Here is a 17905-nt window from a genome sequence, read left to right on the forward strand (position 1 = left end):
GGAAAACATGCATGGATACTTTTAGTCACGCGCTATGGGGCTACGGCCTGTTTGGTATTCGCAAATACCCTAAATTTGCGGCACTAATGGGTGCCATGCCAGACCTGATTTCATTTGGCGCCCTCATGCTCACTCGTGTGATTGATGGGACTTATCGATGGGGAAAGCCAGCGCTGGCAACATTACCTGCCTGGATATATCCGGCGTATACCATAGGCCATAGTTTCGTGATTGCTTTTACTGTGATTGGCCTGGTGGCCATCTGGCGCAAGCATATTGCGTTCGCGATGCTGGGCTGGCCGTTTCATATCACGCTGGATTTCCCGTTCCATAGCCTGGAGTATTTCCCCACTCCCATGTTCTGGCCGATTTCAGATTACAAGATTGATGGTATTCCCTGGTCAAACTGGTATATCTGGTTCCCAAATGTGGCTGGCATTATCTTATTGCTGGCTTACCGTCAGCGTCAGAAGAAAAAACGCCTGACCGGACTTTAAGTTGTCCGTCAGGGCATTTTCATCTAAGAATTAGGTTTTAATTCGATCTGTTGCTGGTTAAAGGCAGTTTTAATACGTTTGAAGTATTCGCGCTTGACGACTACTTTCTCCTGCGGCAACACCTCAAAGCGGCAACGAATGACGACTGCTGAATCGGTCAGCTTATCCAGATCGGTGATCTCTGCCGGCGCAATAATCTTGTTTTTAAATACAGGATCCTGGTACAGATTATCGGCGACTTCCTGCATGATCTGAAATGCCTCAGGAATGTTTGCATCGTAATCCAGGATTACTTCAACCACTGCATAAGAAAAGTCGCGTGAACGGTTGGTCACTGTCAGAATCTGCCCGTTTGGCACATAATGCACATTACCGTCGTCGTCGCGCATTTTAATGTAGCGCAGCGTAATGGCTTCCACCTGACCGGATTTACCCGCTACCTCAATCACATCATCTTTACGAATCTGGTTTTCCAGCAACAGGAAGAAACCGGTGAAATAATCCTTGACCAGGCTTTGCGCACCGAAACCAATCGCCAGTCCAACCACACCAGCTGCCGCTAATACCGGGGCAATCGAAATACCCAATTCATGCAGCACTTCAACAATAGTGATGGCAATGATGACTGTGGTGATAATGTAGCGAAGCACCATGGTCACTGTATTGATACGCTTCACTTCTTCCACATGATTCACCGCTTTATTGCTCAGGCTTTCACGCAAGGCATCTAACGCCCGTCTGCTAACGCGATTGAGGAAATAGGCAATTGCAATAATGAGTGTGATACGCAGCAGGGTTTTGGTCAGTATCAGGGCTTCTGCCGGATTGGCGATTCCAAAATATGTAAACCATTCAGTCATTGAGTGTCTTTCTGTATTAAGCAGCCAGCCAGTAAGCTGTCAGTTTAGGCAGGACAATGGCGTCATCTTCAATCTGCACGGCCTGGCCACTGCATAAATCTATCAATCTGCCTTCAGCTTTGTGCAACCCTTTTTGTTTGAACAAGTGCAACGCAGCGCGTTGGGGATGCACATCAAAGTTGGCAATCACCGCTACGCTAGGATTCATGCCGGTTTGTACGTAACGATGGAAGGCAAATAAATGCGGGTTAATCATATCGATCAGGTCGCGGTTATTTAAGTCGGCAAATGCAGAAATCTCTTTACGGATAGCGATCATCTGCTTGATCTGGCTGAACAGGCGTTGTTGCACCGTACCCGGTTCGTTCCTGAGCGCCATCATGTCCCAATCCAGTGTTGGGCGATGCACCCAGCGGTTATCATGCATTTTGGAAGAATCTTGCAGGTAACCGTCATTGTTCAGGGTACCTACAGAGTCGCCATAATAAATCAGTGGAATCCCTCCGAATGACATGATCAGGTTGTGTAGCAGGACAATAGTGAGGATGGCATTATCGACTGCCGGCTGGTCGTTATTCGCCAGCGCGGTTTCAAGCCCGGCCAGGGACGCCAGAGCGCCGGAAATACGCGCATCACCGGTTTTACGGTTCACACCAAACGCAAAGCCTCGCGCATTGGAATCAGGGTATTGACCGGTGTAGTAATCGACCAGAAAACGACGATGTGAAACCGGGTCAAAACCGGAAGCGATAATCGCTTGGTCGCTAAAGCCAAGACCGATATCGTCATGGCAACGTACATAATTCAACCAGGTCGCCCGGTCCAGTTTCTCCGGCAGATCTTTAACACCGTTGGTCAGTAATACCGTATTTTTGGTCGCAACTGCATCCCATAACAGGGCCATAAAGGTAGCGTTATAGGCGATTTCACATTCCTTGGCATTGACCGCATCCTCACCAAAGTATTTGATGATTTCAAGCGGGGCCACAATCGCTTCTGCAATAAAGATCACACCCGGTGCAGTGACCTGGCAACAGTCTTTGAGCAGTTGCAGGATTAAGTGCGCTTCACGTTCATTCTGGCTGGTGCTGCCTATTTTTTTCCACAGGAAAGCGACCGCATCCAGCCGCAGGATATCGACCCCTTTATTAGCCCAGAACAGGATGATGTCGACCATTTCAATCAGTACTGCCGGATTGGTGTAGTTCAGGTCCCATTGGTAATTATTGAATACCGTCATTACCCATTTGCCGGTTTCCTCGTTATAGGTAAAACTACCAGGCGCATGCTCGGGAAACACTTCCGGCATGGATGCTTCAAACATATCCGGTATCGTGCGGTCAGGATACATATAGTAATAATCCTGGTAATGCTGATCGCCACTCTTCGCTTTCAAGGCCCACGCATGTTCGTCAGAAGTATGGTTCACCACGACATCGAGGGTCAGCAAGGTATCGCATTGCTGCATGGCAGTGATTAATTGCTCCAAGTCCTCCATAGTCCCGTAGCGAGGATCTACTTTGCGGAAATCACGCACTGCATAACCACCATCATTGGCCTGTTCAGGGCAATCGCAAATGGGCAGGATATGGACCAGGTTTACACCTAACTCCTGAAAATAGGCCAGCTTGTCTTTCATATTCGCCAGGTCACCGGCAAAACCTTCGCAATACAAGGCCATACCAACCAGCTTTTGCTGCATGAACCAGTCGTGATTTTTTTCACGTTCCAGATCTTTTGCTTTTAAATGTGGTGCACGGTTGGCATATTGCTCAGAAAGTACCGAGACCAGGTTTGCAAGCTGAGCTTTGAAATCCTCCCGCTGACCATATAAATGTTGAAATAAAGAATAGATGGCGTAAAAGTTAGCGCCGAGGCGAGTATAAAAATGTTGCCCATCGCTGGCAGCCGGTTGTTTATGTTGCGTCATGATGTCATTCAATAAAGAATGCGAAATTTGTTCGTACATGATGAGTGCTCCCTAAGTCACTTTTTCAACGTTATCGGACGTTTTCTTGGTTGTGGGTTTCCGTTTTATAGGGTGTTCCTCTTTGTGCTTCCCATTCGCTGGCATACCAAACTTGTAATGTTGCATGCCTTCCAGAATGCCGTGCGCATAGCTTGCCTCTGCAAAATAAATCCGGTTAACGCCCTTTAGGTGATTGAGTTCTTCACTATGATTACCAACAACCACCGCCATGGTATCGCCCATCAACATTTCAATGTCATTGCCGGAGTCACCCGAAACCAGGAAGTTAGCCAGTGGTATGCCCCATTTATAGGATAAATAGCGGATGGCATGACCTTTTGAAGCACGCATTGGCAATAAATCCAGAAACTCACCATGCGAATAAATGACTTGCGCGTGCAAATGCTCTTTGCGTAAATGCGCATGAATTTCATCTAACGATGGCATTTTTTTGTCATCGACAATATAAGAGATTTTGAATTCACGCTGGTTTTCAGCGGATTGCAATTTAATGCCGGGTATCTTCTTCATCGCTTCCAGTAAATAGTCGCGACGCCATAAATGACGAATATGATTTGCCCAGCCTACATCGGGGATGCTGCGTAAACCGTAATGGATTTCCGAGCCTACAGAAGTGATTAATACATCAGGAATCGGAATACGGTTTTTGCGTAGAATTTCAATGGCGCTTTCCAGAGGCCTGCCAGTCGCGATACCGAATATGTTATAGCCGGAGTTAGCCCGTAACCAGGCTACCAGCGCTTCATGCCCTTCACGGTTGCCCAATAAAGTGTTATCTATATCGGTAATAAAAGCATACTGTGCTAATGGAATTTGGGATTTGCCGTTATGGGCAGCAATCTGTTTCCTGCGCAGACTTTTGCGCTGTTTGCGTAATAGATTGCGTACTTCTTTAATGTATTTATCGACATGTCCGGCCCAGGTATAGTGGCGTTTTACGTTAAGCACGCCACTTTTGGACCATTTACTCCAGCGAGGTTTATCAGTCAGCGCAGAAAGTAAAGTTTCGCCTATCGTATTGCTATCGAGGGTATTTACCAGCAAACCGTGATGGCAGTTGCCTAAAATATCACGTGGACCGCCATCATCCGGTGCAATCACGGGCAGGCCACAAGCCGCTGCTTCAAGCAGCGTTAAACCAAATGGCTCGGTAAACGCCGCATTAATAAAAACGCCACGACTTTTTGCTGCCATGCGATAGATTTCCGGGACATCTTCCTGCGCATGGTTTTTTGGAATCGCTACTTTTCCCCATAAATCATAAGTATCTATATCCAATAACAAGTCAGTCAGCACGGCCGCTTGCGATTTATCCAGATCACGAATGTTTTCCCTGCTACCTGCAATCAGCACCAGATTGGCACGCCGTTGCAACGCCGGGTTATTGCCGTAAGCTGCGATTAAACCCTTAATGTTTTTGCGCACCTCTGGTCGGCAAATGCACAGAATCATCGGCTTTTTAGGATTATCCAAAAAACGGTTAATGCTTTGTTCAACATGAGGGGCAATCGGACGTCTGCCCGGTGGCAAAAATTTAGAGGTATCAGTGCCAGGCGGAATGACGCGGAAACGTTTGGGGTCCGGACGAGTATACATGCCATATTGCAACTCTACTTCCTGCCGGGTGCTCGTCACAATCAGCGAGGCATGTTGCACCAGGGCTTCTTCCTCAGTAATACGTTTTTCAAAGTTGAATTGCTTTTCGATTTTTTCCGCTTTGCGGCCACTGGAAAGCAAACGCTCCTGTTTGGGTTTGCCAAGCGAATGGCCGGTATGAATTTGCGGAATCCCCAATAACATCGAGAGCTGGCGACCCACATAGCCAGCATCGGCATAATGTGAATGAATCACATCAGGCAAGCGGCCTTGCTGGCGTAAATAATGCAGGCAACGATCTACCATCTGGTCCAGATGCGGCCACAGCGCTTCTTTACGCATATACCGTTTTGGTCCGCAAGGTACGCGGATAATACGTGCTTTATCGCTGATTTTCTCCTCAGGTTGCGCATAGTCGTCGCTCACGTCAGGGTCTTCAATCAAGCGAGTCAATAAATCCACCTTGCCCACTTGTGGGTGTTCAGCCAACGCATTGGCGAGGTCTAGCACATAAGTACACTGGCCACCGGTATCCGCGTCTACACCAAGCTCCAGATCCTCGCCACGGATCAAGCCATGGACGCTGATAAGTAGTACATATAAAGGATCATTTTTTTGTTGAGGTTGTGCACGCATACATTCCTTACTGCTAACTCTATAAAACCTGGACGACAATCAGCTCGCGGAATGGCTGATTGTCTAAATGCTTATTACTGGCTAGTGGTTTGGAGGAGGGATGCAATGCCAACACATTTGCTTGTTTGAATGCAGCAGCATCCGATTTCAAAGCTATCAAGTAGAAAGCCCGTGTCACTAACCAGCAAAATTAATAGTTCATTTAAACTGACATTAGCGTACCGCAGAAGTTTAGGTTTGGTCTGTAGGAATCGTCTGAAATTAAAAAGCCCCGCGAGTGATTCGCAGGGCTTCGGTTAAGGCATTGAAGGAAATTAGTTTGTAAGCATAGTTGATTAATATTCGTGACCGGTGGCAAAAAATACACCGCCCGCAACATGATGGATAGTACGCAAGTCATCATGCCCATTAAAATGCCAGTGACCATCGCTAAACACGCGTTCATCCGCATGCGCAGCAATCACTTCAGCAATAAATAAATCGTAAGTGTTCTGGTTATGCGGCTCGGAGATGATTTTGCACTCCAGCCAGGCCACACAATCTTTCACCAAAGGTGCACTGATTTCCCGTGCGGCGAATGTGTCGATGTTGTATTCCTTGAATTTGTCGGAGTCTGGAAAGTCGCGTCCGCTGATACTACCTACTTTTTTCACCATCTCGATTTGTGTTACGCAAGGCAGGTTAATCGCGAATGTGCCTTCCGCTTCTATCAGCTCGCGGGTGTAGGTTTTGCTATCAATCACTACGGTGACTTTGGGCGGGTTAAAGTCCAAAGCGCACACCCATGCGGCCGCCATGATATTTTGTTTTCCCGCATGGGCCGAAGTAATCAGGGTTGTTGGGCCATGATTTAGTAACCTGAACGCTTTAGTAAGCTCGACTGGATGCATGATCGCTATTGGCTTATTTCTGCCAAGTGTCCTTCAAAGTCACCGTTCTATTAAACACAGGTTTGCCTGGCACGCTGTCTTTGCGGTCAGCCACAAAATAGCCATGGCGTTCAAACTGGTAAATATCACCTGCATTGGCTTCTTGAGCGCTTTGCTCTAATTGAGCGGTGATTGATCTGACTGAGTCCGGATTAATGTCATCCAGAAAGTCTTTGTCGCCGCTACCCGGATGCGCGTCTTTAAACAGACGGTCGTAAAGACGGATTTCAGCCTCATAAGCATGTGCTGCACTGACCCAGTGAATATTGCCTTTAACTTTGACGCTGTCTGAACCTGGCGTACCCGATTTGGTATCTGGCAGGTATTCGCAATGGACAACGGTGACATTGCCAGCGGCGTCTTTCTCACAACTAATGCATTTCACTACGTAGCCGTAACGCAAGCGCACCATGTTACCGGGGAACAGGCGGAAGTAGCCCTTGGCAGGTTCTTCCATAAAGTCTTCACGTTCGATCCAGAGTTCTTTAGATAGTTTGACTACGCGTTTGCCCAAGTCCGGTTTTTGTGGATGGTTGGGTGCGTAACAGTCTTCATCCTGGTTTTCAGGGTAGTTATCAATCACCAGTTTGATCGGGTCGAGCACTGCGATTTTACGTGGTGCGGATTCGTTGAGCACTTCCCGCATGCAGTCTTCAAGAATGCTGTAATCAATCCACGAATCTGCTTTGGAAACACCTATACGGTCAGTAAACAGTTTAAAACCTTCTGGCGTGTAACCACGGCGGCGCGCACCGGCCAGGGTTGGCAGGCGCGGGTCATCCCAGCCGCTGACGTGTTTTTCTTCTACCAGTTGTATCAGTTTGCGCTTGGAAAGCACGACGTAGGTCAGGTTGAGTCGTGCAAACTCATATTGGTAAGGCACCGGGTTTGCCAGCAAACCGGCTTCAACCAATCTTGCCATTAACCAGTCATAGAACGGGCGTTGGTCCTCAAATTCCAGCGTACAGATGGAATGGGTGATCTGCTCCAGCGCATCCTCAATCGGGTGGGCAAAGGTATACATCGGATAGATGCACCATTGGTCACCGGTATTGTGATGATGTGCGCGGCGAATACGGTAAATGGCCGGGTCGCGCATATTGATGTTAGGCGACGCCATGTCAATTTTGGCGCGTAACAACATGCTGCCATCGGTGTGTTTGCCATCACGCATCTCGCGGAAAATACGCAGATTGTCCTCGACACTGCGATTGCGGAAAGGCGAGTCTTTACCCGGCTCAGTCAATGTGCCGCGGTTAATACGCACTTCTTCAGCAGTTTGTTCATCTACATAAGCGTGACCATGTGTGATAAGCGCTTCAGCGGCCTGGTACATGACATCAAAATAATCTGAAGCAAAATACAGATTGGTTTCGGGACCATTTGGGGTGCTATTGTTCCAGCCAAAACCCAGCCATTGCACCATGTCTGAAATGCTGTCTACGTACTCTTGGCTTTCTTTTTCCGGGTTGGTGTCGTCAAAACGCAAATGGCAGACGCCGTTGTAATCACGTGCCAGGCCAAAATTGAGGAAAATGGATTTGGCGTGACCGATATGCAAGTAGCCATTCGGCTCGGGCGGAAAGCGGGTACGGATCTTGGCGAAGTCTACCTGGCCGGTGGACTGGTGTGCAGCGTCACCTGGCGAGCCAGCCCAATGTTTATTGGCATATTTCTGTTCAGCCAGGTCTTTTTCAATAATGGCGCGAATAAAGTTGGAGGCGGCTGGGGTGGGTTCTTTTTCTGTAGACATGGCAAATCTTGAGGTTTCTAAAGTGTGGTTATTTTACACGGTTCGTCGTGCGACCCAAAACGGTTAATACATATGGCCGCGGCCTTCAAGCTACGGGCTTGGCGGGGCGATTATGCTAAACTGCGGGCTAATATAAACGCACCTGAAGATTCGCTAAACAATCATTCCATGAACAAACTGGCATTTCCGATTTTGGCGGTGTTGGCCGACGGCAAGTTTCACTCCGGTGAGGCTCTGGCACGGCAGTTTGGGGTCACGCGTGCCACGGTTTATAACGCCATCCAGGCTGCACAGACCCTGGGAATTACCGTATTTTCAGTGCGTGGCCGCGGCTATCGTTTGCCTAAACCGGTCACGGTACTGGATGCGGATGCTATTCTGCAAGCCTGTGGCGAGTATGCACCCTGGTTCCACTTGCAGGTGCTGGCGCAGGTTGATTCGACCAATCGTTATCTGATGCAAGAGAGTGCGCGTGGTGTTGCCCATGGCACTTGCGCCGTGGCGCAAATTCAAACAGCCGGTCGCGGCCGTCGCGGTCGTACATGGTTATCCCAGTTAGGCGGTAGCCTGACCTTTTCATTGTTGTGGCGTTTTCAATGTGGCGCGGCCGGGCTTTCTGGCTTAAGCCTGATAATAGGCTTGGCACTCTTGCGAGCCTTGCATGAAATCGGCTTGACCGAGGTGCAACTGAAATGGCCCAATGATCTGGTGGTGATGTATCAGGGGCAATGGCATAAGTTAGGTGGCATCCTGATTGAGCTGCAAGGGGATATGGAAGGCCCGAGCGCGGCGGTGATTGGCATAGGACTGAATCTGGAAATTGAGCAGGCCATGCGCCAGCAGATTGAGCAGCCAGTGCTGGGCCTGAATCAATTATCCGGTCAAGCCTTAAATGCGAATGAGTTGCTAGGCCGTTGCCTCGCAGCACTGGCGTTACATTTGAACCAGTTTGCCGAGCATGGTTTTATCTATTTCCAGGAATCGTGGATGGCGCATCACGCTTTCCATCAGCAGGCGGTCAATCTCTTAATGGCGAATGGCCAAGTGGTGGCGGGACAAGTGATCGGTGTGGCGGAAGAGGGTAGTCTGCTGGTGGAAACTGCGCATGGGCGCCAACGTTTCAATGCTGGCGAGATTAGTGTAAGGAGTGCCGCATGAAACTATTGATTGATGCGGGTAACACGCGTACCAAATGGGCATGGTTTCCCGACAGGCCATGGGCGCTGGATATGCACTTGCAGATGTTCGCGCTTGAAAATCAGCAATGGCTGAATGACAGCAGATGTGCGGATAGCCAGGCGTTGCATGCGGCCATTGTGCAAGCGGATGAGGTTTGGGTAAGCAATGTGGCTGGTGCTGAATGGCAGCAGTCACTGGATGCGGTGAAAGAAAAAGTCACGCTGATCAAAGCGTCACCGGGCGCATTGGGTTTAAATAACAGTTACGGTATGCCGGCGCAATTAGGCAGCGACCGCTGGTGCAGTTTGCTGGCTGTTTGGCGATTGCATAAACAGGATGCACTGGTGGTCACTGCAGGCACGGCAATGACGATGGATGCCCTGGTTATCCAACCTGATGCTGAAGAACGCACTGCCACTTTTGCAGGAGGCAGCATACAGCCGGGATTAAATCTGATGTGGCAAAGTTTACAGCAAGGCACTGCGCAGCTGGATTATGAATATCCGCACAATACCGCGCTAGCGAATGGCTTCGCCCGCAATAGCCAGCAGGCAATGTGGGCCGGTTGCGTGCAGGCATTGATTGCGCCGATGACCAGCCAGTTTATAGAGTTGCAATCCATGACCGACGGGCGTCAGCCCGCATTGGTATTAAGTGGTGGCGATGCGGTGATCTTGCAGAGATATTTACCAGATGCATTGTCATTGAATGCCATTATTGTGGATAATCTCGTATTAAAGGGGCTGGCCTGTTTGGCTGAAAGTACATAACAATGAAAAGACTATTCTGGATACTGCTGGTGCTAAATCTGGTCGTGTTTGCCTATTTCAAGCGCGATGCCTTGTCACCTGCAGTGAGTAGCCTAAAGCCTGAGGTTCATCCCGAACAAATCAAGCTGCTAAGCGCCAGCGCGCTGGAATCTTACCCGAAGCGCACGGTTGCGCCAGCGCAAGACACTTCATTGGTTGCCAGCCCCCCACCTACTGAAGCCGGCACTCCCGCTGCACCTGTAACTGAATCCAAAGTTGCTGATAAAAAAGATCCGGTCAAAACAGCCGAAACACGCCCCGCAGCTCCAGGCGTCTGTTATGAATGGAGCAGCTTTAATACGGCGAGAGTCAACGAAGCCGTTAATCTGGCGCAACAGTTAAATATCAAAACCCAGGTCGGCCAGACGGTATACGGTCCTGAAAATATCCGCTACTGGATTTATAAGCCACCAATGGCTACCGCCGAAGCGGCGCAAACTAAAGCGGATGAGCTACGTAAACTGGGCGTGGAAGACTTCTTTATCGTTCAGGATGACCCGAAATGGCGTAACGCCATTTCTTTCGGCGTGTTCCGCGATGAGAAACTGGCTGACAAATTGATGGAAGACCTGAAAGCCAAAGGTGTGAGGTTGCTGATCAAATCTACTCGCAATGGCGGGCAAGGACAGGCCGCTATTAAACTGCAACATGTGAATGCCCAGCAATTTTCCAGTTTGCAGAAATCACAATCGCAGTTCCCGGATGCCGTATTGAAGGAAATACCTTGTCAGTAATTCTTTAACGGATTCAACAAAAAGCCCGCATTCGCGGGCTTTTTGTTGTGTGAAAACTTGAACTGTTAACGCTTTTTAGGCGGTAACATATCCGTAATTGTGCCTTCTTTAAGCTCAGCAGCAAAACATACGGTTTCAGATAAGGTAGGGTGTGCGTGAATGGTTAAACCCAAATCATGCGCATCAGCTCCCATCTCAATCGCCAGCACTGCTTCAGCCAATAATTCCCCCGCATTGATACCGACAATGCCGGCGCCAATCACACGATGTGTGTCTTTATCAAAGATCAGCTTGGTTGCGCCTTCGGTACGTGCAATGGATAAAGCACGGCCACTGGCCGCCCATGGGAAACTGGCTTTTTCGTATTCTATGCCTTTGGCTTTGGCGTCGGTCTCGGTCAATCCGACCCAGGCGATTTCCGGGTCGGTGTAAGCGACGGATGGAATCACGCTGGCAACAAATTCAACTTTGTGGCCGGCAATGACTTCGGCCGCCACTTTCGCTTCATGCGTTGCCTTGTGGGCGAGCATAGGTTGACCAACGATATCGCCAATGGCAAAAATATGGGGTACATTGGTACGCATTTGTTTGTCCACAGCGATAAAGCCACGCTCATCGACTGCAACGCCTGCATGTTCAGCGCCTATATTTTTACCATTTGGACGGCGGCCGATAGATACCAGCACGCGGTCATATTTCTGGGTTTCTTTAGGGGCGTTGGCGCCTTCGAAGTCTACATAAATGCCATCGGCTTTGGCCTCAAGTTTTGAGACCTTGGTCGATACCATAATACTTTCAAAGCGTTTTTCCATACGCTTCTGTAATGGACGGATCAAGTCTCGGTCAGCGCCAGGAATCAGGCCATCCATAAATTCAACGATGCTGACTTTGGTGCCGAGCGCGTCATAAACAGTGCCCATTTCGAGGCCGATAATGCCACCGCCAACTACCAGCATCCGGCCTGGAATATCTGCCAGTGCCAATGCGCCAGTGGAATCCATAATACGTTCGTCATCCGGCGCGCCAGGGAATTTAGTTGCTTGTGAGCCTGCGGCGATAATGGCGTTTTCAAAACCGACCAGTGTCACTTTGCCATCTTCCGCAGTCACTGCAATCTGGTTAGGGCTGGTAAATTTACCCAAGCCGGTAATGACAGTCACGCCGCGCGCTTTTGCCATTTGTGCCAAGCCGCCGGTCAGTTTGTTAACCACGTCATTGGATTTCCAGTCACGCAGCTTGTCCAAGTCAATATTCGGTTTGCCGAAGCTCAGGCCGTGGTGTTCTGTTTCTTCCGCTTCGGTGATGACTTTAGCGGTGTGAAGCAATGCTTTGGAAGGGATACATCCTACATTGAGACATACGCCGCCCAAGGTTGGATAACGCTCAACCAGCACCACATTTATTCCAAGGTCGGCCGCGCGGAAAGCGGCTGTATAGCCGCCTGGGCCTGAGCCAAGTACCATCACCTGGCAGGTAACATCATGATTGCCAGTAACAACGGCAGGTTGTGGAGCAGGCGTCTTGTTTTCAGTTGCCGCTGGAGCAGTTGCAGGAGCTGATACCGGTGCAGGGGCTGCCGGTTTTGTTTCTGCTGCAGCCTCAGCGGCAGTTTCTACTAACAAAATCAGGCTGCCTTTGGCGACTTTATCGCCAACCGCAATTTTCAGTTCCTTGACAACACCCGCGTGGGATGAGGGAATATCCATGGAAGCTTTGTCAGACTCAACTGTGACCAGTGAATCTTCTTTAGCGATGGTGTCGCCGACCGCAACTAACACTTCGATGACATCGACGCTGTCAAAATTGCCGATATCCGGCACCACTACTTCAACCATTTGACTCATGAAAACCTTACGTTCAAAAGAATTCTGCTATTTTAACACCAAAAAAAGATATCAGTTTTAGCGTGTTCTGCTGGCTTAACGGTTAGTCACCGGAATTTTCCCATTCGCAGGTGCTGAAAGCAGGAGTGGTTTTTGCGTGCAGATTTCATGACCGTAATTACCGCCGGTATCATCAGGCTCATAATAGTCATTCTTGAATGACCAGAGCTTGCCTGCTTTGGTGAATTGGCCAAGGCCGGTAGAGAATTCTGCAAACTTCGCATCAGACAGTTTAAATGTCATGGCAAGTTGTTTATTGCGAGTAATCGCTTGCCCGGTGTAGCTTTGTTTGTTTTCGGTATGAGTGGCCAGATCATACACTGCGATTTGTGAAGTGCTGTTGCGCCGGTTCTTTTTCAGGTAGATGGTCACTTCATAATCGCCGACAGTGATGTTGTTACCTTTGCAAAGGTATTCACCACTGTAATCGATTGTCGGGGCAAGGGCCGCCGAAGCAGGCATTGAAAAAGCGGATAGCAAACAAAGTGCTGTCAAACAGGATTTAACGTTCATATGACTTCTGAGATAATTATTTGGCGAGAAAGTGTTTAAAAGTATGCAGTTTAAACCATACTTTTTGAATATCGTTTCATCATAATTCCAATTGCCCAAATTACCAAGTCTCTTTTGCCAATCCCGGGTGATCGCTTAATCGCGTGTAAGGCGCATGCTCGGGATATTTGTGAGAGAATACAGGCTCTTTCTCAAGAATTAATTGTCAGAATCCACTATGGTGCAACGTTCGTTTTTCCGTATTCCAGCGTTATTTTGGACAAGCCTGTTTCTGATTGGAACACTTATCTATATATGGCGCCTGCAACAACCACAGCCATTGATCGAAGTGCCTTCAGACGTTCTGCCGTTGCAATGTGTTTCGTATGCACCTTATTACAAGCCTGGCATGAACCCTACGCTCAAAGGTACCTTTGTCGATCCGGTGCAGATTGAACAAGATCTGCAAGCGTTGTCAAAAGTCACCCAATGTGTGCGTACTTATTCCGTTTCCCAAGGGCTGGATTATGTGCCCAAGGCCGCGCAGAAGTTTGGGATGCAGGTGATTCTTGGCGCCTGGGTTGGCTGGATTGATGCCGACAATATGAAAGAGCTTGAGCTGGCAGTGCAACAGGCAAATCAATACCCTGACACGGTGCGTGGTCTGGTGGTCGGTAACGAGGTGTTATTGCGTGGTGAGCAGACTGAAGCCAAGATGCATGAATACCTGCAATGGGCAAAACAGCGTACCAAAGTGCCTTTAACCTATGCGGATGTATGGGAGTTCTGGTTGAAGTATCCGACACTAGAACAAGAAGTCGATTTCGTGACAGTACATATCCTGCCTTACTGGGAAGATAAACCGGTGGCGATTGACCAGGCGGTTGCGCATACTGCATCGGTGATGGGGCATTTAGGCACTGTGTTCAAAAAACCGTTATTGATCGGCGAAACTGGTTGGCCTTCACAAGGGCGTCAACGTTTCCGTGCCAAACCGAGTGTGGTAAACCAGGTGCTGTACGTACGCGGATTTTTGCACGCCGCCAAACAAACCGGTTGGCAATACAATATTATTGAAGCCATGGATCAACCCTGGAAGCGCGAACTGGAAGGTACGGTAGGTGGTTTCTGGGGTATTTTTAATGACCAGTTGCAACCAAAATTCAATTTGCAAGGTCCAGTATCAGAACGCTCTGATGGCTGGGTGCCTTATATCATCGCCCTGGTTTTAGCGGCCGGTGCTGTAGGTTGGGGATTTCACAAACAATTGCCGAATAGCCAGAAAACCTTGTTAGGCGTGGTGGCTGCCGGTTTAGGCCTGCACGGTTTTTTACAAGTCGATTATGTGCAACTGGCCGCACGCAACACATTAGAGTTTGCTGCTTTGGGCGGGTTTGTACTGCTGGGCTGGGCGTTAGTGTTACTGCAACTGCGTCATTGGTTAGGCTTAACCCCAAAGTCATGTATTGAGCAATGCCTGTTACGGCTATTTGCGATAGGCTTGTTTGTGACCAGTGCCGGATTGGCTTTTAATGGACGCTATCTTGATTTCCCGTTAATTCTGTCATGGTTACCTTTGATAGCCTTGCTGATCTCGCTGCTCACTGTAGAAGAACCTGATACGACTTTTGTACCTGGGCGCCAGACTGGTATCTGGTTCACCGTGGTGATGGTACTGCTCGCAGCAAATCTGTCTGTGGCTGTGGCGATGATGGAGCCCGGTAACCTCACCGCCTGGTGGTGGAGTGCCGTGTGCGGTCTGGCCTTGTTTGTATTACCGGCCAAAAGCATGCAGCTGGGCCACAAAGCCGACTGCGCTAGATCCGTTTAAAGAACAAATTGTTTAAGAAGGTGTAATAAGTGATGGTGTCTTGGTTTAAAAAACTGGTTCCTGGCCTGGTATTTGCCATTCTGTTTTCTGCATTGCACTTTGGGCTTTGGGCGCTGACTAACCGCGCGTTACCACTGATCAATGTCAAGCCCGCTGTCAATGGCTTCGCCTACAGTGGCTACCGAGGCAATCAGAGTCCACTGGATGGGCAACATCCGAACACTGCCGAACTGGCAGAAGATCTGGACCTGATGTCAAAACATACGAAACATATTCGTATGTATTCTTCGCTCGATTTGAATGAGACGATTCCACTCGCTTCCAGACGGAATATGAAGGTCATTGCCGGGGCCTGGATTGATACCGATGGTGCTAAAAACACGCGTGAAGTATCAGCATTACTGGAGAAGATCGAAAACTACAGCAATATTGATCGTGTGATTGTCGGTAACGAGTCTTTACTGCGTAATGATTTACCTACGGAAGCATTGATCAAATACCTGGATTTTGTCAGGGAACACAGTACGGTCCCTGTCTCAACCGCTGAGCCTTGGCACGTATGGCTCAAACACCCGGAACTGGTTAAACACGTGGATTATATTGCAGTGCATTTGCTGCCCTACCACGAAGGCGTCCCCGTTGAAGGTGCTGTGCAATACACCATCGAGCGTTATAACCAGTTGATGGCGGCTTTCCCACGTAAGAAAATCGTGATCACCGAGGTGGGCTGGCCTAGCCGTGGGCCTTCTATCGGTGCTTCTGTTGCCAGCGAGGTGAATCAGGCGCGCTTTATCCGTGAATTCCTGGCACGTAATTCGATTGAAGACCTCGATTTTTATCTGATGGAAGCTTTCGACCAGCCATGGAAAGTGGCGCTTGAAGGGTGGGCGGGTGCCTATTGGGGCATGTATAACGCTGACCGCCATCAAAAATATTCCTTACAAGGCGCAGTCCCGCCAAACACGCGCTGGATTGCCAAGGCAACCTGGTCAACCGTGCTGGCATTTATTCCAATGATGTTTATCGCCTGGCGCTTCAAGCACTGGGGCATTGGTGGTGTATTGTCGATGGCGATATTGTTCCAGGCGTGTATCACCACGCTGACCATCGCGTGGAACCTGCCGGGTGATTACTACTATACCCTGCGCGATTTTGTGGTGCTTATTGGCTTGATTCTTGCCATTGCGCTTACTTCGATGGTGCTGATGATTTATGCCGCAGAGTTTAGTGAAGTGATGTTCAAACCGCAATGGCGGCGCCTGTTCAAACGCGCCACGCCTTTGCCAGCGGATGAAGAGCTGTTCGTTTCTATCCATTTGGCCTGCTATAACGAACCGCCGGATATGGTGATTGCCACCATCGAAAGTCTGCGCAACTTGCATTACACACAATATGAAGTGATTGTGGTTGATAACAATACCAAAGACGAAGCCAAGTGGAAGCCAATTGAAGCGTATATGGCAAACCTGCCGGACAACTTCCATTTTTACCATTTACCCTCGTGGCCAGGCTTTAAAGCCGGTGCCCTGAATTTCGCATTGGATAAAACACATCCGGATGCCCAGGTTGTCGGCGTAGTCGATGCAGATTATGTGGTAACCACTGACTGGTTGTCTGACCTGGTACCGCATTTCCGCGAGACACAAGTTGCTGTAGTGCAGGCACCGCAGGCGCACCGTGAATGGGAAAACCAGTTCTTCCACCGCATGTGTAACTGGGAGTTCGAAGGCTTTTTCCGTATCGGCATGCATCACCGCCATGAGCGTAATGCGCTGATCCAGCACGGTACGATGACGCTGATCCGCCGTGAATCATTGCAAACGCTTGGCGGCTGGTCTGAATGGTGTATTTGTGAAGATACCGAACTCGGTTTGCGTTTGCTCGAAAACAAAATGGAGTTGCGCTATATCGATGAGACGTTTGGCCGTGGCCTGACGCCTGCTAACTTCAAGGCACTCAAGTCACAGCGCAACCGCTGGGCTTTCGGCGCCATGCAGATCCTCAAGCACCATATGCCCAAGTTGCTGGGTAAATCAACCCTGGATTTCAGCCAGCGCTATCACTTCCTCACCGGCTGGTTTGGATGGTTTGGTGAAGCGTTGCAGCTGATATTTACCCTTGGTTCCGTGTTATGGACGGTTGCCATGCTGGTATTCCCGAAACACTTCAGTCTGCCGGTAGTCGTCATGATTGTGCCTATCCTGTGTTTCCTGGCCATCAAGGCAATTCTGGGGCCGGTGCTTTACCGTAAAACCATGCATTGCAGCTGGACCGATATTTTTGGTGCTTCACTGGCCAGCCTCGGTTTATCTCATGCCATTGCCAGGGGGATTATCGGTGGCCTCACTCACAAAGCAGGCGTGTTCGTGGTTACCAACAAAACCAAGGGTAAACTCAGCAACTGGCAATTGATTGATCCAATTAAAGAAGAATTACTGATCCTTATCCTGCTGGTTTTAAGCGGTTCAGCCATGTTGTACGCACGTGGATTCAGTAATCTGGATGCCCAATTATGGGTTTCCATGCTGGCATTGCAATCGTTACCTTACTGGAGTGCGGTCGCTTGTCAGTGGATTTCAGAAAAGCGTTAGGAATACCGAAGCACGCTAGCAGTTGCAGTCAAACGCTGATTAATTCAGAAACATGCGTGACTTCAGAATTAACGTTAATCGATTCTAGAATCGATTAACGTTCTATTTAACTTAAGGTTTTGGCA

The 17905-nt window shown here is 49.1% G+C and carries 13 protein-coding genes; 6 read left to right on the top strand and 7 right to left on the bottom strand.

Going from position 1 to position 17905, the window contains the following annotated elements; genetic code table 11:
* Nucleotides 1-11: 11 nt before the first annotated feature.
* On the top strand, nucleotides 12-497 hold the full coding sequence (locus ASG24_RS10270; RefSeq protein ID WP_055871015.1) for a hypothetical protein: 486 nt from the start codon (nucleotides 12-14) through the stop codon (nucleotides 495-497).
* A 23-nt stretch (nucleotides 498-520) separates the two neighbouring features.
* Here the strand turns inward: ASG24_RS10270 and ASG24_RS10275 are convergent, their stop codons facing one another.
* From ASG24_RS10275 to ASG24_RS10295, 5 genes are all read right to left on the bottom strand, one after another.
* Nucleotides 521-1357 (bottom strand): mechanosensitive ion channel family protein, encoded by an 837-nt coding sequence (locus ASG24_RS10275; RefSeq protein WP_055871017.1) that lies wholly within the window; start codon nucleotides 1355-1357, stop codon nucleotides 521-523.
* Nucleotides 1358-1373: 16 nt separating this feature from the next.
* Nucleotides 1374-3326 carry an alpha-amylase family protein gene (locus ASG24_RS10280; RefSeq protein ID WP_055871020.1) on the bottom strand — a complete coding sequence of 651 codons (1953 nt, stop codon included), beginning with the start codon at nucleotides 3324-3326 and terminating at the stop codon, nucleotides 1374-1376.
* Nucleotides 3327-3338: 12 nt separating this feature from the next.
* Nucleotides 3339-5579, bottom strand: a complete 2241-nt coding sequence (locus ASG24_RS10285; RefSeq protein WP_082488074.1) for an HAD-IIB family hydrolase — start codon at nucleotides 5577-5579, stop codon at nucleotides 3339-3341.
* Nucleotides 5580-5914: 335 nt separating this feature from the next.
* Nucleotides 5915-6469, bottom strand: a complete 555-nt coding sequence (locus tag ASG24_RS10290) for a flavin reductase family protein (RefSeq protein ID WP_055871023.1) — start codon at nucleotides 6467-6469, stop codon at nucleotides 5915-5917.
* 13 nt (nucleotides 6470-6482) lie between these two features.
* Entirely contained in the window at nucleotides 6483-8261 is a 1779-nt protein-coding gene (locus ASG24_RS10295; protein WP_055871026.1) for a glutamine--tRNA ligase/YqeY domain fusion protein, read from the bottom strand.
* Between the two features lie 168 nt (nucleotides 8262-8429).
* On the opposite strand from ASG24_RS10295, the gene ASG24_RS10300 reads away from it, so the two are divergent.
* From ASG24_RS10300 to ASG24_RS10310, 3 genes are read left to right on the top strand one after another with little or no spacing between them, the layout of a single operon-like run.
* Nucleotides 8430-9419 carry a biotin--[acetyl-CoA-carboxylase] ligase gene (locus ASG24_RS10300; RefSeq protein ID WP_055871029.1) on the top strand — a complete coding sequence of 330 codons (990 nt, stop codon included), beginning with the start codon at nucleotides 8430-8432 and terminating at the stop codon, nucleotides 9417-9419.
* The gene (locus ASG24_RS10305; RefSeq protein ID WP_055871032.1) at nucleotides 9416-10210 is read left to right on the top strand and encodes a type III pantothenate kinase; all 795 of its coding nucleotides are present in this window, start codon (nucleotides 9416-9418) and stop codon (nucleotides 10208-10210) included. The genes ASG24_RS10300 and ASG24_RS10305 overlap by 4 nt, the downstream gene beginning before the upstream one ends.
* A 2-nt stretch (nucleotides 10211-10212) precedes the next feature.
* Nucleotides 10213-10983 (top strand): SPOR domain-containing protein, encoded by a 771-nt coding sequence (locus ASG24_RS10310; protein WP_055871035.1) that lies wholly within the window; start codon nucleotides 10213-10215, stop codon nucleotides 10981-10983.
* 65 nt (nucleotides 10984-11048) lie between these two features.
* On the opposite strand, the gene lpdA is transcribed toward ASG24_RS10310, so the two are convergent.
* Nucleotides 11049-12827 carry a dihydrolipoyl dehydrogenase gene (lpdA, locus tag ASG24_RS10315; RefSeq protein ID WP_055871038.1) on the bottom strand — a complete coding sequence of 593 codons (1779 nt, stop codon included), beginning with the start codon at nucleotides 12825-12827 and terminating at the stop codon, nucleotides 11049-11051.
* A 75-nt stretch (nucleotides 12828-12902) separates the two neighbouring features.
* Entirely contained in the window at nucleotides 12903-13328 is a 426-nt protein-coding gene (locus ASG24_RS10320) for a hypothetical protein (RefSeq protein WP_235562393.1), read from the bottom strand.
* A 253-nt stretch (nucleotides 13329-13581) separates the two neighbouring features.
* Here ASG24_RS10320 and ASG24_RS10325 point away from each other — a divergent pair, with 253 nt between their 5' ends.
* A complete protein-coding gene (locus tag ASG24_RS10325; protein ID WP_235562394.1) occupies nucleotides 13582-15189 on the top strand; it encodes a hypothetical protein in 1608 nt (535 codons plus the stop codon).
* A 32-nt stretch (nucleotides 15190-15221) separates the two neighbouring features.
* Nucleotides 15222-17780: a glycosyltransferase gene (locus tag ASG24_RS10330; protein ID WP_055871048.1), complete on the top strand. Its 2559-nt coding sequence runs from the start codon at nucleotides 15222-15224 to the stop codon at nucleotides 17778-17780.
* The last annotated feature ends 125 nt before the right edge of the window (nucleotides 17781-17905 follow it).

The organism is Methylophilus sp. Leaf414 (assembly GCF_001425425.1).
Classification (GTDB): domain Bacteria; phylum Pseudomonadota; class Gammaproteobacteria; order Burkholderiales; family Methylophilaceae; genus Methylophilus.